The 23,094-nt window shown below is 33.6% G+C and carries 12 protein-coding genes and 1 pseudogene; 4 read left to right on the plus strand and 9 right to left on the minus strand.

The genetic code is table 11. The features are described 5' to 3' along the window. Positions 1-4: 4 nt before the first annotated feature. A complete protein-coding gene (locus tag LEP1GSC049_RS216785) occupies positions 5-1,375 on the plus strand; it encodes a PrsW family glutamic-type intramembrane protease (RefSeq protein WP_004757610.1) in 1,371 nt (456 codons plus the stop codon). Here the strand turns inward: LEP1GSC049_RS216785 and LEP1GSC049_RS216780 are convergent. The 3 genes from LEP1GSC049_RS216780 to rpmG form a co-directional block, all read right to left on the minus strand. Then, positions 1,368-3,347, minus strand: a complete 1,980-nt coding sequence (locus tag LEP1GSC049_RS216780; RefSeq protein ID WP_244266178.1) for a hypothetical protein — start codon at positions 3,345-3,347, stop codon at positions 1,368-1,370. The genes LEP1GSC049_RS216785 and LEP1GSC049_RS216780 overlap by 8 nt on opposite strands. Positions 3,348-4,313: 966 nt before the next feature. Beyond that, on the minus strand, positions 4,314-4,769 hold the full coding sequence (locus tag LEP1GSC049_RS216775) for a TraR/DksA family transcriptional regulator (RefSeq protein WP_016560745.1): 456 nt from the start codon (positions 4,767-4,769) through the stop codon (positions 4,314-4,316). A gap of 17 nt (positions 4,770-4,786) precedes the next feature. Further along, positions 4,787-4,951, minus strand: coding sequence for a 50S ribosomal protein L33 (rpmG, locus tag LEP1GSC049_RS0205765; RefSeq protein ID WP_001206796.1), 165 nt, complete (start codon positions 4,949-4,951; stop codon positions 4,787-4,789). 2,388 nt (positions 4,952-7,339) lie between these two features. On the opposite strand from rpmG, the gene LEP1GSC049_RS216770 reads away from it, so the two are divergent. Next, positions 7,340-9,673 (plus strand): putative Ig domain-containing protein, encoded by a 2,334-nt coding sequence (locus LEP1GSC049_RS216770; protein ID WP_016560742.1) that lies wholly within the window; start codon positions 7,340-7,342, stop codon positions 9,671-9,673. A gap of 120 nt (positions 9,674-9,793) precedes the next feature. Further along, positions 9,794-10,327, plus strand: a complete 534-nt coding sequence (locus LEP1GSC049_RS216765) for an Lcl C-terminal domain-containing protein (protein ID WP_004757587.1) — start codon at positions 9,794-9,796, stop codon at positions 10,325-10,327. Positions 10,328-10,420: 93 nt separating this feature from the next. Here LEP1GSC049_RS216765 and LEP1GSC049_RS2000000227885 read toward each other — a convergent pair. Next, a pseudogene (locus LEP1GSC049_RS2000000227885) lies at positions 10,421-10,648 on the minus strand (IS66 family transposase); the annotation flags it as partial. An 852-nt stretch (positions 10,649-11,500) separates the two neighbouring features. On the opposite strand from LEP1GSC049_RS2000000227885, the gene LEP1GSC049_RS216760 reads away from it, so the two are divergent. After that, entirely contained in the window at positions 11,501-12,724 is a 1,224-nt protein-coding gene (locus tag LEP1GSC049_RS216760; RefSeq protein WP_004762712.1) for a helix-turn-helix domain-containing protein, read from the plus strand. A gap of 387 nt (positions 12,725-13,111) precedes the next feature. On the opposite strand, the gene LEP1GSC049_RS2000000227475 is transcribed toward LEP1GSC049_RS216760, so the two are convergent. From LEP1GSC049_RS2000000227475 to LEP1GSC049_RS216735, 5 genes are all read right to left on the minus strand, one after another. Next, positions 13,112-13,908, minus strand: a protein-coding gene (locus LEP1GSC049_RS2000000227475; protein WP_162833666.1) for an IS5 family transposase whose coding sequence is annotated in 2 segments (ribosomal slippage) — positions 13,112-13,563 and positions 13,563-13,908 — 798 coding nt in all. Because the reading frame shifts where the segments join, the coding sequence is not laid out codon by codon here. Between the two features lie 1,414 nt (positions 13,909-15,322). Further along, on the minus strand, positions 15,323-15,724 hold the full coding sequence (locus LEP1GSC049_RS216750) for a hypothetical protein (RefSeq protein WP_025175970.1): 402 nt from the start codon (positions 15,722-15,724) through the stop codon (positions 15,323-15,325). Positions 15,725-17,137: 1,413 nt separating this feature from the next. Beyond that, on the minus strand, positions 17,138-18,856 hold the full coding sequence (locus tag LEP1GSC049_RS216745) for an EAL domain-containing protein (protein ID WP_004756441.1): 1,719 nt from the start codon (positions 18,854-18,856) through the stop codon (positions 17,138-17,140). Between the two features lie 546 nt (positions 18,857-19,402). Further along, a complete protein-coding gene (locus LEP1GSC049_RS216740) occupies positions 19,403-21,019 on the minus strand; it encodes a sensor domain-containing diguanylate cyclase (RefSeq protein ID WP_436197839.1) in 1,617 nt (538 codons plus the stop codon). 354 nt (positions 21,020-21,373) lie between these two features. After that, complete coding sequence (locus LEP1GSC049_RS216735; RefSeq protein WP_004767831.1) at positions 21,374-22,942, minus strand: sensor domain-containing diguanylate cyclase; 1,569 nt, start codon at positions 22,940-22,942, stop codon at positions 21,374-21,376. Positions 22,943-23,094: the final 152 nt, after the last annotated feature.

The following is a 23,094-nucleotide window of genomic DNA, read 5'->3' on the forward strand; positions in this document are numbered from 1 at the left end:
GAATATGCTCCTTTATTTAGGATCCGAAGGACTCTTAACCTCTTTTTTGAAATTTGTAACGACGGTTTTTGCCGCCGGGTTCTATTGGTTTTTCTATAGAAACACATACTACCATCCAAATCGAAAGAGTTTTGACTTATCCGCCGTTTTCTGCGGAGTTTTAACCGTAGGACTGGCCATCTTTCCGGAAATATTAGCAAAACAGTATATAGACGAAAACTCATATTTTGAAAGAGCTTTTCCAGGAAGTTCTCTTTTAGAGGAAGTTCCAAAACTTATTGTTGTCCTATGGTATTTTAGAGGGCTTAAATCGGTTTATAACACTTCCGACGGAATTTATTTCGGACTTACATTAGGCGCCTCTTTCGGACTTCTAGAAAATTTTCTTTATTCTACAACTTTGGATTTCTGGCCTTTATTTTTAAGAGCGGTCACTTCCCTTCCGATCCATACGTTTACAGGAGGAATCTACGGATTTGCGGTAATGCAATACTATCATTCCAGACCTTCTTCCTTTAATTTTTTAGGGATTTATTATAGTTTATTTGGATGTTTTCTTTTACACGGAACTTTTAATTACATTTTACTCATGGACGGAGATCTAGTCGTCTTACTTCCCTTCATACTTGCAATCGGATTTTTTGTTTTGGAATATTTACTTACAATTTCTCAAAACATACTCCCCATCGAGGTCCTTCAATCCATCGGATTATTTCGGGACGATTATACAGTAATTTCTAGATTTACACGATACGACTCCTGGATGCGTTCTAGTCAAAGTCAGACTCAAAAAATAGAACCAATTCCATTGTTTAGACAACTTTCCAAAGTAAAAATTTTCGTATCTGTGTTTCTATTCTTAATTCCAACTTTATTATATTCTATTTATTCAATATTTCCGGAATTAATACCACTTCTTCTCGGAGGGATTCGAACCTCCGAGTTCATAGGGCTTTTTTTAGTTTATCCGATTTGGTTAAGCGTATTGACACTTTTTAGGGGAATTCTCAATCCAAAATTTTTTAGAGAGAGAATTCTCAAGATCCCTCTGTTTATAGCAGTTACAATCGTTCAAGAAGAAAGGGAATATCATTCGTTGGCGTATTCTTTATCCGGAAAGGGATTTTATTCTCCGGTTGAAAAAAACCTAATGATTGGAGACAGAGTTTATGTGACTTTTTACGTGGCGGGTAAAGAATTTTCGAATATTCTTGCAATTCCTGTTTGGTTGAACGTGAGAGAGGACGATCCTGAATTCGAACCCGGAGCCGTTTTTATTTTTGTAAATCCACCTTGGAAACTTTTATTTTGGAGATTATTAGTTCGAATCAAACAACAGTTTCAAAATCTGATTCATCAGATTTGGATCATCTAATTCTATTTAGGCTGTCAAAATCTTCGGCAGAAATGGCAAATTCATCCATAGACGTTTCAAAGAAGGAACTAGGAAGAATTTCCGCTTTTAAATATTTGGCATTGCCTGGAACGGTTAGTCCGATCGAACTTACATTTGCAAATAACGGTAATGTTTTGGATTGAATTTCAACCCAGTCAGACCCCAGAAAAGACCAACGAATATGAATCTTATCTCTTTTAGAAAAATTTTTTCCTTCTGGGACAAAAGCTCTTAAACTGAGTGGAGCTTTACTCGCCAATACCCAGGTCGCGCCGGAAGAAAATTCATGATAACGAATTCCGTTTTGGATCAAACCTTGTTTTTTAGCCATAAGTTGATAAGACTTCAATTCCGCATAACGAAACTCGGGACCCCATAAATTCGGTGCGATTTTAATTAAAGAATAAAATAAAAAGAAAGTTCCCAAAAATAAAGAGATAAGATTAAATCCGCCTCCGAAAGCTCTATGTAGTTGTCTCGTTTGAGAAGAAGCGGAAGTAATTAACCAGAGACAAAAAAAGGCAACGGTTCCACTACTTCCAGTCCAAGGCATAAAAAAAATAGAGATGGGCAAAAGTAAAATTAAAACCTTCCAATGATCGCGTAACGCAATTTCCAAACCTATCCAACCCAAAAAAATGAGAATTAGAAAAATCCCACCGTCGTGTAATAAAAATAAGAAAGAAGAAAGTTCCAATTCTCTCATTCCTCCAGGTGGAATTGGATTGGAAGATCTAGAATCAATCCAGTTGAGTACAAAACTACCAGCGCCGTTTCCTAACCAAATCGATTGTTTTGTCCAATTCCAAGCGGATTTAGTTTGAAGCCACCCTTCTCCCCCATAAAGATCCAAAAAACGAAAAATACCTCCTCCAGGACTACGAAAGGACTTAATCCAAGTTTGATGAAGTTCCTGCCAAGATTCAAACGACCAAGAAAATGATCCGATCCATAAAATCAAAACTACAAAAATAATCCATACGATCATACAAACCGGGATATAAGATAGTTTCCACCAACGATTTCGAATTTTAGGAAAATTGATAACGGAATAACTGTATGTCAAAAGAGTAAAAAGTAAGATCCAGGAACCTGCACTAAAATGTTTCCCTAAAACTAAAAAAGGGAATAAAAGTCCAGCGCTCAAAATGATTTTTGTAGGAGAACGCCAACTTTTAGAATTAAGATAGTAAAAAAAATACGCGATCCAAAGAGGGAAAAACCAATTGAGGGATTTTGAATCCACAAGAAAACCAGAAGCCGAATAAGAACCTCCTATGATAGGAGTGAACGGGATTACCGAACCCAGCGTAAACCCTTGAATTAAGAATAGTAGAATATTCAAAAATACTCCAGCAAAAAGCCCTTGTCTCCAATACTTAACTGGAGAATCGCTTTCGTGAGAGGAAGATTCTTCCGCTAAAAAATAAAGTATTACAAGAACCCAGGATCCTAAAAAGTCCAAACTCAAACCGAAAGCATATCTAGAACTGATTCCGGGAAAATACGTCATATCTAAAATACCGAAACCCTTAAAAGGAGGCGCGTTAAAATAGGTAAAAAAACGTTCTATAAGAAGTAATAAACAAAAAATCAAAATCCCTACTTTAGGATTTTGATAGAACGGCAGAGAAGATTTGTAAGGTCGATTGATATAAAAAAAACGGAATATAGGGTCTTCTTCGTTTACGGTTTGTGAATGAAAAGTGGAAATATATTGCCTTAAAAAAATCCCTAAAATAGCGCCCGCAAATAAACCACTTAGGGAACCAAATATTACCGTTTTATCATATAGTAATCCTGGTAAGACAAGAGCCCCCGCCATTGTAAATATCCTTCCCGGTTTACGATGATATAGATTGGGAATCAATCCGAAAAGGAACTGGATCGTTCCGATTGCTATCATTCCGGCCCCTTCCGTTTCTCTTACAAAAAGAAAGCTTCGGAACAAAAGATAGGAAATAACGGAACAGAGAATAAGGCCAAAAAATGTAGGAGTTCTAAGTGGTTTCAGTTTATGGAATAATCCAGACACGAATAAAAAGGATTTTGAAAAAGATTCAGATTTCAATCTAAAAACGATCAAAAAAATGACTTCTTATTACTCGAACGTATAAAAATAATACCAAAGGTAACAATCGATTTTACCAAAGATGTGAAAGTTTTCAAAAAATGACATTCAACCCGGATTTGTTGGCCTTTTAAAGAAGACCCTACATTTTAAGTTTAGAAACAAAATTCAGCATAAGTATTATTTTTATGTGTTTGAATAGCAAACAACATGATTTGTGTATAAGAAAATTTTCTAAAAATAGGAATCTACGCTTATGGAGAAAATTTTACCTAATCTTAACCGTAAGTTAGGCAATGATTCATTTTTCTAAAAAAAAGTCGGATCTGAACTTTACAGATCAATTCCTAAAATGTGGGAACTACCACAAATCGCGATTTTACGAGTAAATTCTAAAATTGTAGGAACTACTACTTTTAGAATCACTTTACTTTGTTTAAAATGCCGATTCTAAAATATTTTTGAGATGGCTTCTATAAAATTCTTTCTCGTTTTTTACGCCGAATTCACGTTAATTCTATAATTCTTAAAGACTACTATATATTAATGAAGTATTCAATATTTGCTTTAAAATAGGGTTTTGTGATAAAAATTTAAGGTATTCAATTTTATAAAACATGGGAGTTCCCACATTCATTTTTAAGATTTTGAAATCGCTCTTAATGAACACGAGTTGAAGTATAGATTGTATCAAGTGTTGTATGAGTTCCCACATTTTTGGGAAACTAAAACGCCCTGCTTTCTGACTCTGTAAAATTTGAAACAGGTTTAATCTTTATGATGGGTTTAGAAATTTTCTACAACTTTTAGAAAGAAAAGTTAGATAATAAGAAACAAATAAAAAATTCAATCATCCATCGAATCCATATCAGATGGGATTTTATAAGCGCCTGTAAGACGACTCCCAGCATTTTTACGAGAAAAACCTTTGCTTTTAGAAAGAGTTTCTGCGTATTCGACAGTATAACGGGTCCAAGGAATTGCTTTGAGACGTGCGATAGGAATTTTTTTACCTGTTCCTTCACAAACGCCATAAGTCCCCTCTTCGATTTTCTCCAATGCTGCATCAATCTCTCGGATGGTTTCTATTTCAGCTTCGGAAAGAACGGAACTCAAAGTTTCTTCGTTAATTTCGGATGCAATATCCGCAATATCACCCATTTCTTTAAGGCCAGACGGTTTACTATTATCTTCCCAATGGGCATACTTTTCCAAGAGAGCATTTTTTTTCTCATGAAGAAGTTCAGAGATTTCTTGGAGAACTTTTTTATCGTATGCCGGAGCCGATTTTTTTGCAGTCATCCTATTACCTGGAAATTTTAGACCTTAGTTTCCTTGTATTCGGTGTGTTTTCTACAAAATTTGCAGAATTTTTTTGTAACTAATTTTTCAGTTTTAGCCTTTTTGTTCTTGGTGAGAAGGTAGGTACTTTTCCCCTTGGAACATCCAGGCTCCTGACAAACGAGCTTAATAATTTCTCTCATGGCGCTAATGTCTCGATTTCAATAGATTCCTCAGTAGTCCAATTTTTCTGAAAATTTAGAAATTAAGTTCCAAAGTTGCTACTGGAGGTTACTCATTGTGCTATAAAATGGGAAAGGGCTTAAAAATCAAGGAGGATTAAGTAAAATCCTTGAAAAAGAAATAATTTTCTCTAACTTAAGTAGGGCTCGATCTTTTAGGTTTTATAGAGTTATCGATTCCATAGTTTTCAAAAAATGTGAGATTTTAAATTCGGCAAGTGATTCGATCTTTAATGCCAATTCAAAATCAAGGATTAAATCCTAAAAATTTAATTTTTATAATAGATTTGTTAAAAAATTAGTCTTCTTCCATTAAAACAAAATCGATAAGTGTTTTGTTAAATTAATGCGACCTACATTAACAACCCTCGCGCTGAGTTTAAGAAGCAACATTGAGTTTAAATCCCGAAGGAATTGGGAGCAAAAGATTCGCACAGGTTTTTTTTACGTCGAACTCACATTCAATTACCATTTAATGGTAATCAAATTCAAAATTCATTGTATAAAGCTTATCTTAAAATCCTTTTTATAAAATGTAGCAGTTCACGCAAACTGAGTCGTTTTACTGCTTAAAAACTAAATACGAATTACTCAATATTTTATTTTTAAACGTAGATTGTTAAAAATTCGGAGAATTCAACTTTATAGAAATCAATAATCTATTAAGCTTTTTAAGACTTTAATCATTATGAATGAAAAATCTCGGCTGAGTTATTACATTAGAGTTGTTGAAAAATGAATTCTCCATCTGTTTTTGTTTTATGAAAACGGTCGATGAACACAGTTTTGTTAATCACTACATGGGATTCTCAATAACTCTATTTTTAAATTTTAGTACAAAATCCAAATTCAAAAATGCTACTCAGACGCATGAAAATAGTACCAAGTTATTAACAGCCGCATTTGCGAAATAAATAGGATTATTAAAAAATATCGCAAATTCGGGATTTATGGCATTTTAGAGCAGGACCAAAACATTCAAATTTTTGAAACAATCTAACTTCAAATATTCTATTTATACGTCCGAGTAGTAAGATTTTGAAAACGATTTAAAATTTCTATATCTTTGCAAAATTGGCCTTTCATTTAGTACGTTCTTTTCTTCATACATTTTATAGCAAATCGTAGGTTTACTTTGTATATAAGGTTCTTTAGAAAATTTATATTCGTTGGCATTTTTGAAATGAATTGATTTGAAAACAATTTAGTCGCATTTTTACATAATCTATACTTAAACTCCAAAAATTCTAATTACGCCCAATAGAAATCATTAGAGTTGTTGAAAAATTCCATAGTGAAGATTCGTAAAATTGCTTCAATTGTCCATTCAATCCAATACAAACAGATCAAGAATTAATTTTTCAACAAATCTATTGTTTAAAATCTGGTTACTACTCAGAACTTATAAATAAAGTATCCAATATTTTGTTACAAGCTGACTGTAAGATCACGATCTATTTTTCTGAAAAAAGTTGGGGCTGAGCTTTACAGATCAATTCCTAAAATGTGGGAACTACCACAAACCACAATTTTACAAACTAATTCTAAAATTGTAGGAACTCATACTTTTAGAAAATCCTTTCTCATGTTTTTATGCTGAACTCGCGTTAAATAGGGTCTTGCGATAAAATGTAAGGTATTCAATTTGATAAATGAATAAGCATCAGACTTATAGAGTAAAAAAATGTAGATCTATATCTTAAACAGATATTTATTTCAAAATTCATAGTGTTGTTTCTATTGTTCAGAACTCTATTAGAGCACCAAAATTCTGCCTCTAAACGGCGATTTGTCTTAAAATTTATGGACTTTTAATAAAGAATCACGATATAAAAAGTTTAAGAGCGATTACAATTCCCTGATCTTTAAATGGAACTCTATTTTACAATAAAATTACATTGTATCAGATAACAACAAATATAAACGTTAGTCGTCATTTTGCTTCATTTTTATACACTCGAATTTAAAGCCAGATAAACTCTTTTCTATCGCATTATAGACCTTTTACATTAGAACCTCTTTCAATTCTATTTGAATAATTTGTGTACAATTTTTGTCCGAAAATACACAAAGTCTAAGAGCCCATTAAAAACTCTTCACGTTATAACACGATCGGAACTAATTTCTGTTTTGAGGTAGTTTATATATTCAAGAGAAAAAGTTTGTTGTTGGGTTCGATCCAATTAGCTACATGCAATAGATCGAAAAACAGAATGATGTTCGGCGAATTTTAAGTTTTCTTTAAAAATAAAAAATTAGAACACTTTGAATTCAATCCAGCAAACTGCTTCTTTTTATAAGTAATTTACATTTTGAATTGTGAAGAGTTTTAAAAAGGTAGGGATTTTTATGAAAAATGAGAAAGGCCAATTCAAAAAATCAAAAGAATTGTTGAATAGAAAAATTTTTCCTATTCTCTTCCTATTTATTATTCTCCTAACCCTTGTTGATTGTATTGGAGGAAACGGTTCCACAACATTTAAGGGAATCATCTTTGGACCCGTGAACAATCTGTTACAATCTCCTGCAAGTAATAACCCTCTTTCTGTCAATTATTCTTCAAGTCCATATATATTTACAAAGGATGCTCCTATTGAACCGATTCAACCGAATATAAGTGGATCGATCGAACAATGCTCCTCCAATCCTGCTCTACCAACAGGACTTCTTATAGATGGAAAAACTTGTAATATCTCAGGGACACCGACACTAAACCAACCGGCTACAAATTATACAATTACTGCTTCAAATCAATCTGAAACTAAAAATGCTACAATTGTAATTACAGTGAATGCAAATCCACCAGCTGCTTTGAATTTTGCGGTACCTGTTTTTACTTTTACAGCAGGTGCTTTACCTGGGTTTGCTCCTATAGTTCCAAGTTATACGGGAACGATTACAAATTGTATCTCTGATATTCCTCTACCTGCAGGACTTTTTTTGGGAACTACAAATTGTTCTATTTCCGGATCCCCAACCACAACGCAAGGTCCAACTAACTACACAATTACTGCAAGCAACTCTTTTGGAAGTACAAACACCGTAATTACAATTACGATCAATATCGCACCTCCATCCGCTTTAAATTATGCAGGTAGCCCTTTTGTTTTTACTCAAGGCGCAACCATCGCAATCATTCACCCCACTTATACTGGCACCGTTACTGCATGTAATTCAGATATTCCTTTACCTGCTGGGCTTATACTTGGAACTACTTGTGCGATTTCCGGAACCCCGACTACAATTCAACCTGCAACCAACTATAACATTACAGCTAGCAATGCTTCTGGAAGTATTAGCTTTCCAATAACAATTACAGTCAACTTAGCACCTCCATCTGCTTTAAGTTATGCGGGAACTCCGTTTACTTTTACACAAGGTGCAACAATCACTACAGCTACTCCTTCTGTAACTGGAACTGTTACTGCATGTAACTCCGATATCCCTTTACCAGCTGGTTTAGGAATCAACGGAACTACCTGTGCAATATCCGGAACTCCAACTACAACTCAGGCTGCTACAAATTACACGATCACTGCAAGCAATGCTTACGGTAGCACAAACACTACTATCTCGATTCGTGTCAACTTAGCACCTCCGTCTGCTTTAAGTTATGCGGGAACTCCGTTTACTTTTACACAAGGAGCAACAATCACTACAGCTACTCCTTCCGTAACTGGAACTGTTACGGCATGTAACTCCGATATTCCTTTACCAGCAGCTGGTTTAGGAATCAACGGAACTACCTGTGCAATATCCGGAACTCCAACTACAACTCAGGCTGCTACAAATTACACGATCACTGCAAGCAATGCATACGGTAGCACAAACACTACTATCTCGATTACAGTTAATCTTGCTCCTCCAGCCGGACTTGCTTATACACCAACTGCTTTAGTCCTTTATAAAGGAGTTGCAGGAACCGTAACACCTACGGTTACTGGAACAGTTACTAGCTGTAATCCAAATGTAGCTTTACCAGGAGGACTTACTCTGAATGCTACAACTTGTGCAATCTCTGGAACTCCAACTGTATTTCAAGCCTCCGCAAATTATACGATTACTGCAAGTAACTCTTCTGGAAGTACCAATACTACAATTAGTATTATGATTTTTGGAACACCTCCTCTGAAGACAATGCAAACAAACTGTTGGAACACGACTGGAACTATAGATACAACTTGCGTGGCCACTTCATCCGCAGGTCAAGATGGAAAATTACAAAAAGGAACCACGCCATCTTTTACCAATCAAACTGTCAATATAGCTGTCGGTGTGGATCATTATATCACAGTAGACAATAACACTGGACTTGTTTGGAAAACCTGTCATGAAGGTAGAACGAATTCTACTTGTGCAGGTGGCGCCGATGTATATTACAATCTAGCAAGTGCCACAACCGCTTGTACTAATTTAAACACAGGAACAGGTTATGCAAATCGAACAAATTGGAGACTACCTACTATTTCCGAAATGGAAACCTTAGTCGATTTCAATGTAGCTACATCCCCAAGAACTTTCGTTACATCTTTCCCAGGAACGAGCGGAAGTTATTACTATTGGAGCTCTAACTTATACCTACCAGATACAACGAAGTCCTTAGTTCTTTATTTCTCCAGTGGATCAACAACTTGGACGGATAAAACCGTTGCGGGTTCTTTAACTCGTTGTGTGTCACCTTAGCTTAGTAGCAATGAATAATGAAAGAAATGTAAAATATATCCTAATATTCTTAAGTATCATAAACCTTTTCCAATAAAGGTTTATGATAAGAATCTTACAGACTTTTAAGAGAGGCCAATTATGAAGTCAAAAACTATGGTAACAAAAACCAAAAACCGGAAATCATTTTTCTTCTATAAGTTGATTTTGGTTTTTTTTGGATTCACAATTTCAATCGTTTCCGCGCCTTTTGTAGACAACAATGACGGAACCATTACCGATATAGGCAATGCTCTGATTTGGCAAAAGTGTACAAATAATCTTTCCGATACAAGTTGTACAACTGGAGGTACTACCCAGATGGATTGGGCAAATGCCCTTACTTTTTGCAACGGGCTTAACGCGCTTAACGCTGGGGCAGGTTACACTAATCGAACTACTTGGAGATTACCCAACGTAACCGAATTAAGAAGTATTATCGATCACTCACTTGGCACATCTCCAGTAATCAATACTACTATTTTTCCAGGAACAGTTTCTCAATACTATTGGACATCAACTACATATAAACTATTAACGTCCAGTGCTTGGGCTATTAACTTTCAATCTGGATTTACTTCTGGGAATGGAAAGACTACAACCTACTATGTTCGTTGTGTCGCCTCTCCGCCTTGATGTTTTTTTAAGCGAGATTGGGTAGGTAATCTCGCTTTCATTGATTTGCTTGAAATAGCGTAAGTTGGCTAACGAACCCAAGGTTCTCCCGCTTTTTGGAAGATTCTCGTAAGAAAGACCTCTAGCAGCCTTTCCCAAGATTCAAAAAGATCCCGTAAAAATGCGTAAGGATTCAATTCCTGAGATTCTTGCATTTTGAATTAACGAATAGAAAAACCTGCACTTGCAATAACTCCCTTGCAGACAACCGGAGAAAAGCCAGTTTTTTCTACCAATAACAAAGGAACGACGGATATAGTTCTCAACGAGATTCGTATCGAGTGCACATCAATCATATAAAGCTGTTAAACTATTTTTGTTGAAAAAAACGAATATAGATTTGGCACAAAAAGTTTGATGACTTTCCAAAAGTAGATTTTCCCAGCCTCGGTATTGAAAGAGACACTCAACTACACAATGTTTCGGTATCATATCGAGAGGAGACATTCTAAAAAACCGGATAGTGATGATAGCTTTGTAGAATTCCTACCACTGTTATGAAATCCGACTGGCGTCCGAATCTATTTTTAATCTTAAAAATAGACTCGTCAGACAAGACACATCTACAATAGAATTTTTAGCTTAATCTTGTGATATATATGAACTAAACCCTAAATAGCAGAAAAGTATATTTGTGCCTGAAATCACCGCTTTAAAAAGTCAATCGGCAAACATTCTATATGAAAAAGTTCATTTCGGTTTAAAATTCTTCTAAACTTAAATCGTATCAAAACATAATTCCCGGTTAAATAAATCTACTCGATTTTCGATTTTTTAGTTTACTTATATCGCCCCTTAAAAGACATGGCTAATAGAGTCATTTCTTAAGGAACAGTTTTACTACTTTGTAAACCCAAATGATTCACAAGTTATAGAAGGCTATTATTATTTATGATTTCGCCATACCTAAGCAAAACTTTGGGCCTTGCAAAGAATGTATTATGCATTTCAACACCTTGTAATTCTAAATCGATTCTTAAATTATATATTTCACTCTTTATGATGAGAAATAACTGAAAATACGATCCAAGTGAAAAAGATGAACAAGTTAGAAGCAAAAGGAAATCGAATGAGAAGTTTCCTATTTGAAGATTCAGTATTTCGAATCCCATAATATTAGAGAGTTTGTCTTTTATGAATGCTTACATTGAGAATTTTTTAAACCGTGTACATAGTTCTAAAATTTTATCAAATTTTGAATATAAGGTTTTTTTAAAGTCTTCCTTACAAAAATGGTTTGAGAAAAATATTTTTTCTACATTTCTGGTCTTTTTCGGCCTCTATTTAGCGATCTGGAATCAAACCATTCCGGAGATTTCGACTTCGGGAGATTTATATAAGTTCAAATTGATTTCCATAATTTGCGGAATTTCAATTTACTCCTTTCTATTGCTTCGACTCATTATACTCGGAATTTTTGAGATACAAATATCTTACCATTATATTCTTAAAAACGCAGTAACTGCAATCATTCTTTCTTTTACGTTTTTAATGTATTTTGAAAAACCATTTTTCATGATGATTACAGGAGAAGTTTTCTGTTTCGGTATTTGTATCTATACTTTATTGGAATCAGGTTATCTAATTTTCTCCCGCCCCTATAAAAAAGAATACTATTTCTTGTTTCCTATCTTGGGAGGGATTGGTTTTGGAGTTCTGGGAAATTTTATCGGAACCACTTTTTATAATTTCGAATGGAACAGTATTTCATACTATTTTTATGCGTTTTTTATTTTCACTCTTTATCTTTTAAAGAGAAAAATAAGAATTCAAACTGAAGCAAAAGCTTCACAAAACTCAGTATTAATTTTAAACTCAGAAACTCAAGAAATTATAGAGCAGCCATGTTCTGTGCTGGAAGATGGGACTTTGGAATTGATAGAACCCTTAGAAGAAAAAAATCTTCTTAAGGAAGATGATCTGAAACGGGCAGAAGAAAGAATTAATGGTTTTATTAGGGAGAAACTTTATGCGGATGATAGTATTCGTTTAATTGATCTTTCTGCCTATTTGGGAGTCAGTTTACACCAAGCTTCTTTTTACCTGAACAAATATAAAAATATGGGATTTTCAGATTTTATAAATCAAAATAGAATGAACGACGCAATCCGGCTCCTTGTAGAAAAAAAGAATATGAATCTACTAGATATTGCTTTCGAATGTGGATTTAATTCCTATACATCCTTTCATAGAGCTTGTAAGAAATGGACCGGATATTCTCCCAAAGGACTCAGAAAAAATGCAACCCAGTCAAATGGATCTAACTATGAGCATTTTCAAATATCTATAAATTTACAAAAGGTTGAAATTCTGAGTAAAAATTCGCAATCGAATGAATTAAATACCGCAGTGGTATAACAATATCAATTTAATCTAAAACTTCATTTTATAAAACCCCATAAAACTAAGTGGGGTTTATCAGTCTCAAATGGAGATTTATCTCAAAGTTCATTCAATCTTATTCTAATGATTAGTAAGAATCAATCGTTAGCCTTAAAAAATATAGGAGTCAAATTTTTAGCATTCAATTTTATAGTTTTGAATAACTTGTAAATTCAGGTTATTGATAACTGAATTTTTATAAAATTAAATTTTCTCATAAAAGAATACGATCACTTTCATACTTTTTAATCTTTAGAAATCAGAACGTTTCATACAAAAGCAGCTTTCTTTAACCCGCCGAACCAAAATATCAAACTTTAGCGCTGTTATATTCAAAAAACATACTTAGAGCCGGTCTCAAAACTACCTATCAAAAAAGTTAAAAGCAATGATAGAGCTTGCGAGATAAAGAGATGCAAGATAATTTTCAGATTTTCTTTCCCAACGAATTAGGATAGCCCTGAATCGATTGTGCCAACTGTTAGTTCTTTCAACGACCCATCGTCTAGGTTTTCCTTTATATTTACCAATGAGAGGCTTCTCACCTTTTTTCCGAATATGAGATTGAATGTTTCTTCTTTTGATTAAAACTTCTATATCTTTGAAATCATATCCTTTATCTAAACAAAGATGTTTTGGTTTCTTTTTTCTTCTACCGGAAAAAATCAGGATTGAATTCAACGTATCTTTTACAGCGTGTTTATCATGAACATTGGCTCCACTCAATGTTATGGCCAAAGGAATTCCATTTCCATCTGTAAGAATATGCCGTTTAACCCCCAATTTGGCACGGTCTGTAGGGTTTTTCCCAGTTAAGCTCCCCCTTTGGGAGCTTTAACCATTGCCGAATCCATCGAAGCCCAGTCCCATGCTATCTGATTCTTTACATCATAATATTTTAAAATAGATTTATAAATCTTTTTGAATACTCCTGCTCGTTCCCATTCTTGAAATCTTCTGTGACAAGTTTGGCCAGATCCAAACTCATTCGGAATGGCACGCCACTGACAGCCTGTTTTCATTCGATAGATGATACCGGCCATTACTAATCGTGTTGGTACTCGATTGCGACCTCCTTTCGGATTTACCTTTTCTTTCGGGATCAATGGGGCTATTTGTTTCCAAAGTCCATCCGGTATCTCTGAATAATATTTGTCCATTTCACAAGTAAATAATTACGATTCAAAAGTACAACCAGTTTTGAGACCGGCTCTTATCTGTGGAAACGTTTTCTGAAAAATTCAAGATAATTTCTTTTAGGTATTGTGACAGACTTTTATTACTGACCCTATAAAATTGAACATCATAAATTTTTATTACAAAATCCTGTTTCATCACAAAGTATTGAAAAGTTTATTATATAAGTATAATATACTTTAAAACAAACCCTGTTTTAGAAGTAGAATTTTAAATATTACTGATCTCTATAGAATTGAGTACCGTTAATTCTATCACAAAACGCTGATTCTATATAAAATATTAGGCACTTTATTATATAGTTATGAGCAAGCTATTAAAAAATTCTATACAGAGATTAGCAAACTGCTTCAATTGTCCATTTCGATACAACGGAAACAGACAAAGAATTAATTTTCAACAGCTCTATTCTAATTATTTAATATAACTGATGAATGTAATCATTTTATTAATAGATATAGAATTTTCAATAATTCTCTAAATACTTTTCCGAAATTATAATAGAGTTTTAATGAAAAAGAATTTTATTCTATTTACTACTTGGGCACATGAAAATAGTACCAAGTTATTAATGACTGAATTTATGAAAAAATAACAGTACTTAAAAAATGCCGCAAATTCAGGATTTACGGCATTTTAGAGCAGAGTTAAAACATTCAAATTTTTGAAACAATCTAACCCAAATATTCTATTTATGCGCCCGGGTAGTAATTAGAACTTTTTAAATTGAAACGAAAAAAAATCTATCTGGCTAACGAATGCAAATTAGCCAAATAGACTCAGTGCTTTGTTTATGGAGATATAGGAGCTAAATTCATAATTCGTGAATTTCCATAAATCCACGTTAATTTTATTTATAATTAAGTATAAAGAAATTTTAGCCTGACATCTCCCCTAGTTATAAATTGAAATCAATATTTGAAAGACGACTTATTGATAAAAACGTTTCCAATTGCTTTTTGAATCAAAAAATATACTATAGATTTTATTTGATCAGATAGATACTTAATTTACTCATTTATAAGTAAAATAAGGAATTTTAAATCTAATCAAGATGAGATGAATTTAAATTAATCATATTCAAAAAATATGTTAATGATTATTACAGAGAAAGGTTGATTTATTAGTGTGAGTTTGTATTTATTAAAATTCTTTTATTAAGAAAATTGCAGATGATTTTTTTATAAATTTTATCTTAAAAGAAAAAATCTTAAAATTATCTATCTGGCCCAGTTATATTACAAACAAAGCCAGATAGACGAGTGTAATAGAGTGAGTTCCCTTCTACACCTATTATCATAACTCATTCCCAAAAAGAGATCCCTTCAAAATATAAAATGAATAAAATTATATTGTATTATTAATAATTACTTCATTTCAAAATTCAAATTGCTGAATTAAAGAATCTAACTCCAAAGCCTTTCCTATTTCGTTAAAATTCATCACCGGTTTGACATCTCTTAACTGATTATAATTCGTAATCCAATTATAAATCTTTTGATCTTCTGTTATAATAAAGTATCTAGTTAATCTTTCGGAAATCACATGTAAGATTCCTGTAAAAGCTCGCACAAACTCAGAATTTAGATTTGTTACTTTCCTAATATCCAATACCAACATACCTTCCATTTCATAAAAAATAGAACTCAATTTAGTAGGCATTCCCTTTAAAGTTTCATAATTAACTATACCTGAAAATTCGATTACTAAAAGTTTATAACGAATTGTATTAATTTGTATTTCCTTTGATTCGTGTTCAATCATTATAGTTTGATTCATTTTTCCTAACCCCAAAGGTCGTCTTTGAAAAAGCATTTTTTATATTATTTTTAAAAAGTATATACCGTCATAAGAATAAAGCTTTGCAGCTTATAGTATGGATTATGAGATTAAAATACATATAATTGTTTTTATCTACTCAAATCAACGCTACCTTTTGCTATTTAAATATTCTTTGTAGTTTTTAGTTATTTATATACTTTAACTTATAATATGATTAAAATCCAATTGAAGAAAATCTTTAATCTATAAAATGAACTGTTAAGCTGCAATCGCCAAACGACGATTTTGTGCAGAATTGAATCTTTTGGATTTGTATAGGTTTTCTGAATTTAATCTGACGTGAGTTTACCGTAAGAAAAAGTTTCTTAAAAGTATGAGTTCCTACAATTTTAGAATTTGTTATTAAAATCGCGATTTACGATAGTTCCTACGGCTTAGGAATAGATCTTACAAAGTTCAAATTATACAACTTTTTCAGAACATGAACCTACCGAATTCACGTTAAGCTGAGCTGTCCATAAATTAACGTAAGTTAACGCGAAAGAGATCGATGCGGGAAAACCAGCAGAACGCTCTCTACCATAACCAACCCCACAAGTTGAATAGGATTTTAGAATCAAAATTGAACTCAGCAAAACGCTTTCCTAAACTCAATGCATCGCTCCCTAAGGGTCGCTCTGCAGGTCGCGTTCAAGAACTCAGCACAACGCTTTCCTAAGGGTCGCGTTGTGGGATCAAAAACGCACATTTTTCAAGTGTTCCGACAAGAATGAGTCTTTTTACTTGCAAAAAGCATGTTTTTCTGATAGAGAAAAGTCTTCCGAATTTCTCCACCTGAATTGCGACCCATGGGAAGCAATTCATTGAGTTACCCCACCCAAAAATAGGGAAAACTCAACACAACGCTCTCTATGAATCGCGTTGTGGGGTGGGAACTCAGTTTTACAGAGGATTTGTCGTAATTCCCACAGATTTAATATTGAGATCCAAATACTTGTGAGGTTGGTTATGGCTCTCTACGGATCGCGTTCTAAATTGAATCTAAAGAAGATTGTTGCATTATGTTTCCTTTATATAATTTATTGACCTGAGCTAAAGAGTCCGGTCCGACTGCCTGTGGCAAGCCGGATTCGCCCCGGTTTTCTTACGCCCTGTTCACATTATTTAAAAACTAAACTCTGGGAAACTCATACGAACTAATTTCAATCACTCAAAATAAATGTTTAAAAATTCGTAATATAACCTGAATCTGTAAAACTCATATAAATCTATATTCTATGATAAAATTTTGAAATTCGAGATTCGAGATTCATCTCAAAGTCCTCATAGTATTTTTATAGAATGTCTTTTTATTTGCTTATAGATATTAACTTAGATTTATATTTTTAAGTTTTATAAAAATAAAAAAGATTAAGCCAAATTTAAAATCGGCTCCCTATAAACGATATCTTCTGCCGGCTCCATCAAATAATAACCTTGTGAATAGTCTATACTCAAAGATTTTACCGCTTCTAATTCCTCTTGATTAGATACAAATTCAGCCACCACTTTCGCTCCGATTGTATGCGCCATTTCGGTGATCGCCGCAGCCAATCTGTAAGAAGTTTGATTTTCATGAATTCCTTGTATAAATTTACCGTCTATTTTTATAAAGTCCGGTTGAATTTCTATCAATCTTTCAAAGTTAGAACGTTCTACCCCAAAATCGTCGATGGCGATTTTACAACCTATTTCTTTCAATTCCTGTAAAGAACGAGTAGAGTTAGAAGAACCGTTCCAATGATCGTTTTCTAAAATTTCAAAGATAACACGATCCGGAGAAATTCTATAGTGTAATAATCGATTCATTATCCAGAGAGGAAAACTTTTTTTATCTAAATCAGATTCAGAAATGTTAATAGAGAAAGAATATTCTGGATGTTTTGAGAAATACTTGAAAGTTTTCTCCACCATTAAAGGAGTAAGCAATCGAATAATTCCGGTGGATTTTGCGATCGGAATGAACATCGCCGGATTATAAATCTGATCTCCTTCCATGATTCTCGCTAAACATTCGTACTTTGTAATTCGATTGAGTTTGTTGTCATAAATTCCTTGAAAATAAGGAATTATATTTCCAGCATTGAGGGCCGAATTGAATTTTTTACCTAACTTTAAATTTGCATAAATTCGATCGACCTTGTTTGTAGTTTCCGAATACGGTATATACTCTACAGAAGAATTGTTACTCGCAGTCATCATTGCAAGTCTTGCTTTATCATATACATCTGACTGATCGGAAGAAACTCCAATAGAAATCTTAACTTGAAAAGAAATTCCATCTACTTCAATACACTCCGATCTTAAAAAGATTCGAACGGCACTGAGTAAAGAATAGAATCGGTCCTCCTCAATTTTTGTAAGAACCGCAATCATATTATCGTAAATGTGAAAGATTTCTCCATTATAACCACCAATAAAAAAATCGAGTACGGATAAGAATTCGAATAACATCTTACGATATGTTTCAATTCCAAAATTTTCCGCAATGGAACCAAATGACTCGATACGAATAAGTGCAAGAATAGAATTTTCGTTTTCAATTAGTCTCCGATCAATTCTTCGTTTTAAATTTTCAAAGTTTGGAAATAAAGTTTCTCGATTGAATAAATACGTTTCTTCTAATTTAGAACTGAGTTCTGCCACTTTTCGATTTTGAAAATAAGCCTTTACCGCTTCGGAAATAGTAAGAATCAAATCCTCAGAATCCCAAGGTTTAGTAAGATATCGATAAAGGTTCGCTTTATTAAGAGCGTTTCCGAGACTCTTTGCCGATGCATAACCGGTGAGCATTACTTTATATATCTGAGGATATTCCTGATGAATTTGAATCAGTAGTTCGTCCCCGCTTTTCCCTCGCAATACTTGATCACAAATCACAAGAGGAACGTCTATTTGTTCCGACTTACACCTTGCCAGAATTTCCATTGCAGAATTAGCATCTTCCGCCATTTCTATGTCGAAGCGATTGCCGAAACTGAGTTGAATCGCATACTTGATACTTCCAAGTATGATCACTTCATCATCTACGATCAATATGACCGGTTTGATGTTCAAATTTGTATTTTGAACGAATTCACTGTTTCCCATAATGGTTCATCTTTATTTTAAATTTCATCTCATTCACTTTACAGTGCATCCCAAAACCTAATTGTACTTTATCCGGAAAGATCAAACTAAGTAAACTCAACGTCTCTCTGATTACTTTCAACTGGTTTCCGTCTCTGTAATGATTCTTTACGAGGAATCATTACATTGATTTCTCCCATAAATTCCTTAAGGAGAGCGTATATTGAGTTTTTTGAGACCAGGGCGACAAGCTCTTAGTAAAAGTAAAATGATCCAACAACTTGATTTTAAACTAAATACTTTTCTTCCTTCAAATTCAGAATTCTATGATCGTACACCACCATCAGACCTAATTATTCAATCTTTACAATATGGAAGTTTCTATCAACTAACATTGGTTTTAAAAATTCTTTTTTAATCAATTGTGCATTAAAAACTTAGAATATTTTTAATTTGGATTTAAAATTAAAAAGAAATTCACTATTTTAATTTTTTGTAGAGTTATAATTTGAATTGAGAAAATAAATTCTGAAACTTCAAAAGTGGCACAATTTGAATTAAGTTTAATTATTTTAAACTCGACTGTAAAAGGTTAAAAGTACATACCCGATTTCTTCCAGAAGCCTTTGCTTGATACAACGCTTGATCCGCATTTGTAAATGCTTCTTCTAAATTTTGTTTTCCCCCGGAAACTCCAATACTCAGAGTGACAGGGTTTCCATCTTTTAATCGAATTTGATTTTCTACTTCCTTACGCAATTCTTCAGCGATATTGATAGAAATTGCCTGACCAACTCCACACAAAAAGATTGCGAATTCTTCTCCACCCCAACGACAAACCACATCCGTTTGTCGAATCGAACGACTGAGTATTTGTGCTACTCTTATCAAAGTTTTATCGCCAGCGTCATGTCCGAACTTATCGTTTACCTGTTTGAAATGATCAATATCAATCATTAAAATTGCCCACTCATTCTTATGACGATTTTCAAGAGCAATCGATCGTTGGATCGACTTTAAGAAACCTCTCCGATTCCAAATCCCAGTTAATGGATCTGTATGAATCAATTTAGATACTTGATTCATTGAAGAACGTAACTTGACATACAATACTAAAACAATAAAAAAAGTAAATGCAAGCACCCAAAAAGGTAAAAGGTTTTTTATAATATAAATTATATATTCAAAAATTTGAATTTCATGAACTAACCAAATCTCTTCTTCCTTAATTTTGACTCCAATCCAAAAACTTCCTTTTTGGAGAAAAAAAGATTTCTTAGATTCTAATATAGAAGAAAATACTGAAAAAGGTAATCTATCGTTTAAAGCGAAATTGTCTGGTTTGGCGACAATTTTTCCGTTTTCATCTATGAGCATACTTTTTCCAATACAATCACCGCTCTCTAATATTCTTTGCATTGCATCTAATCCTATATCGATTGCTGCAATCCCCATAAATTTTCCTTTTACATATACGGGTTCAGAAACCGAAATCATCAAACCCTTTCCGGCAATATCTTCATAAAGATCCGTGATGATCTGACGTCCGGTCGGATTGGCAATTGGATTCGATTGAGTCCAATAAGGTTCCGCGTAAAGATCATCCGTAAAATAATAATTCTCATCCTTAAACTTTGGAGTAATGTATAAAAATTTGCGTTCTGATAAATAGTAAGCCCAAACCACTTCACTTTGTTTTTCAGTTAAGGACTCAAATTGACCCCTTAAATTTAAAGCGGCTTCTATCTCTTTAAGAAGTGAAGGATTCAATTTATGGATAGAACCTACTGCGGTTAAAGTACCCGCGTCTGACCCTTCCTGATTTTCTCGACTGATATGAGGAATCCCAAATCTGTTTAAGTTCGGATAATTTTTAAATCTTTTAACGAGATCTGGATTTATAGGTGTGTCTTCGTAAAAAGTCAGATAATCTGTAATAGATAACCCCAGAGCTCTCGTTTGCGATCCAACCTTACGGATATAGTCCTTCATCACACGAGCTCTCATACCGACAACTCGATCGATTTCCTTTTCCATTCTGAAGTTTTCATAAACCAGAAAAAGAAACATGAATATTAAGATAATTGCTAAAAGCGAAAAGATGATTCTCTTTTTGACTCTTACATTTTCGACTTGTGAATTAATTTGAGTCTTGAATTGCAATTGGATCACCTCGATAAACAAATCGCTTCGTGGAAAGTTGACATAGGTTCCATCGAAAAGGAAATCCAAATTCTTTTTTATCAATTATCAAAATCAAACTTGAAAATTTATATTGTAAAACGTAATTGAATCTTCAAATTTCAGGATGCAAAATGATAAAAAGACAGAAATTTGACAAAAACAAAATCTTTTATGATTGTACAAACTTCTTTCAACTATAGAATTTATGATCGTTATGAGTGCTTATGTTCTTTTTCTAACGAAAGTAATTTTATGAAACCTTTATATTGAATCAGGACTATTTTGTTAAAAATTACAGAAATAATTTCGTTTTATAACAAGAAAGGATACAGCATTAAATAATTTTAAAACTTGTTAGAATATTTCCGTTGTAGTATCAAATACGCAAATCCGATTTCTTCCTAAAGTTTTTGCTTGATACAATGCTTGATCAGCACAAGCAAATGCATTTTCTAAACCACTGCTCTTTTCTCCTTTTCCTTCAGAAATTCCAATACTTAGAGTTACCGGTTTTCCATCTTTGAGTATAACCTTATTTTCAACTTCTTTACGAAGATGTTCTGCAATATTTATTGAATCTTCCGGAGTCACTCCAAAAAGAAAAACTGCAAATTCTTCTCCACCCCAACGACATACTACATCGGTTTGACGTATATTAGCACTTAGTATTTGAGATACTTTAATTAGGATTCTATCTCCGGTATCATGTCCAAACCGATCGTTTACTTGTTTGAAATGATCTATATCGATCATCAAAATCGTCCACGATTGTCCGTGACGATGAACCGTCACCAAAGACTTTTGTGTAAGTTTTAAAAAGCCGCGCCGATTTGCAATTCCAGTCAGAGGATCTGTATGAATCATTTTTGAAACTTGTTCCATAGACGCTTTCAATTTTATGTATAAAATGGAAACGATCCCGAGAGTGCATATCAATCCCCAAAATGGAAGTAGATTTAAGACGACCGAAAATAAAAACTTTATCGCAGAGATTCGATGTACCAATCGCACCTCTTGATCTTTGATTTCGAAAAAAGCCCAATAGTATCCTTCTTGTAAAAAAATTTTTTCTGAAGGTCCGTCCGGGAGTTGAATCGTCGAATCATTCATATCAATCCAAGATTCTTTTGCGATAATCTTGTTATTTTCATCTATAAGAATACTTTCTCCTATACAGTCGCCTACGGCTAAAACTCTACGCATCGCATCAAGGCCAATATCGATTGCTGCGACTCCAATGAATTGATCTCTAAAATATACCGGTTCAGAAATGGTGATCATCAATCCTTGTCCACCAATATCGTTGTAAAGTTCTGATATAACTTGTTTACGCTGAGGATTCATTTTAGGAGTTGCCTGAACCCAAAAAGGTCTTTGATAAAGTCCTTCATTAAAAATATCTTTATACGGCTTTGGTGTAGGTGCAAAATAAAGAAACTTCTGTGCAGATAAATAATAGGCCCAAACCACTTCACTTTGTGTCTCTGTCTCTACCAAGGTCTCAAATTGTCCACCGAGCCCCAAAGCAGCCTCTACTTCTCTCAAAAAAAACGGAGTTATAGGAACAGAAGTTTTTAAAAGTTCAGAAGTAGAAGAATTTGTTTTTATCTGATTTTTATTTCCAAAAATTTTTAAACTGGAGTATTTCTTAAATTTGTGAAGTACACGTTTATCTAAAATGGAATCTTCATAATAATCCATAGAATGAGAGATGGAAAGTTTTAGAGCCCTGGTTTGATTGCTGATTCTTCGAATATAATCCTGAGTTACTCTCGCCCTCATCCATATGACACGATGAATTTCACTTTGCATCTGTTTCACTTCGTAAACAAACGTGCCAATCATCAAAATCGGGATAACGGCTAAGACCATAAGAATCTTCTTTTTTTGTATCCTTGATTCGTTTTGTTGATGTACGTTCATTTCAGTTCAGACTCTTCTCGAATACAGAATCTTATAGAATTTGATTCTCCGCAAATGTTTATTGAATTTGATTCCGATTAAAAAGTACCATTCTATATTTTAAGAATACTTTGAATCATTAGGAATAAAACAAAATCCTCACAAACGACGTT

This window comes from Leptospira kirschneri serovar Cynopteri str. 3522 CT (assembly GCF_000243695.2).
GTDB classification, from domain to species: Bacteria; Spirochaetota; Leptospiria; order Leptospirales; family Leptospiraceae; genus Leptospira; species Leptospira kirschneri.

Excerpts from the sequence above, each read along its gene's own strand:
- LEP1GSC049_RS216750 (WP_025175970.1), bottom strand. The coding sequence starts at position 15,724 with ATGAATCAAACTATAATGATTGAACACGAATCAAAGGAAATACAAATT.
- LEP1GSC049_RS216735 (WP_004767831.1), bottom strand. The coding sequence starts at position 22,942 with ATGAACGTACATCAACAAAACGAATCAAGGATACAAAAAAAGAAGATT.
- LEP1GSC049_RS216765 (WP_004757587.1), top strand. The coding sequence starts at position 9,794 with ATGAAGTCAAAAACTATGGTAACAAAAACCAAAAACCGGAAATCATTT.
- rpmG (WP_001206796.1), bottom strand. The coding sequence starts at position 4,951 with ATGAGAGAAATTATTAAGCTCGTTTGTCAGGAGCCTGGATGTTCCAAG.
- LEP1GSC049_RS216760 (WP_004762712.1), top strand. The coding sequence starts at position 11,501 with ATGAATGCTTACATTGAGAATTTTTTAAACCGTGTACATAGTTCTAAA.
- LEP1GSC049_RS216785 (WP_004757610.1), top strand. The coding sequence starts at position 5 with ATGCTCCTTTATTTAGGATCCGAAGGACTCTTAACCTCTTTTTTGAAA.
- LEP1GSC049_RS216770 (WP_016560742.1), top strand. The coding sequence starts at position 7,340 with ATGAAAAATGAGAAAGGCCAATTCAAAAAATCAAAAGAATTGTTGAAT.
- LEP1GSC049_RS216775 (WP_016560745.1), bottom strand. The coding sequence starts at position 4,769 with ATGACTGCAAAAAAATCGGCTCCGGCATACGATAAAAAAGTTCTCCAA.
- LEP1GSC049_RS216745 (WP_004756441.1), bottom strand. The coding sequence starts at position 18,856 with ATGGGAAACAGTGAATTCGTTCAAAATACAAATTTGAACATCAAACCG.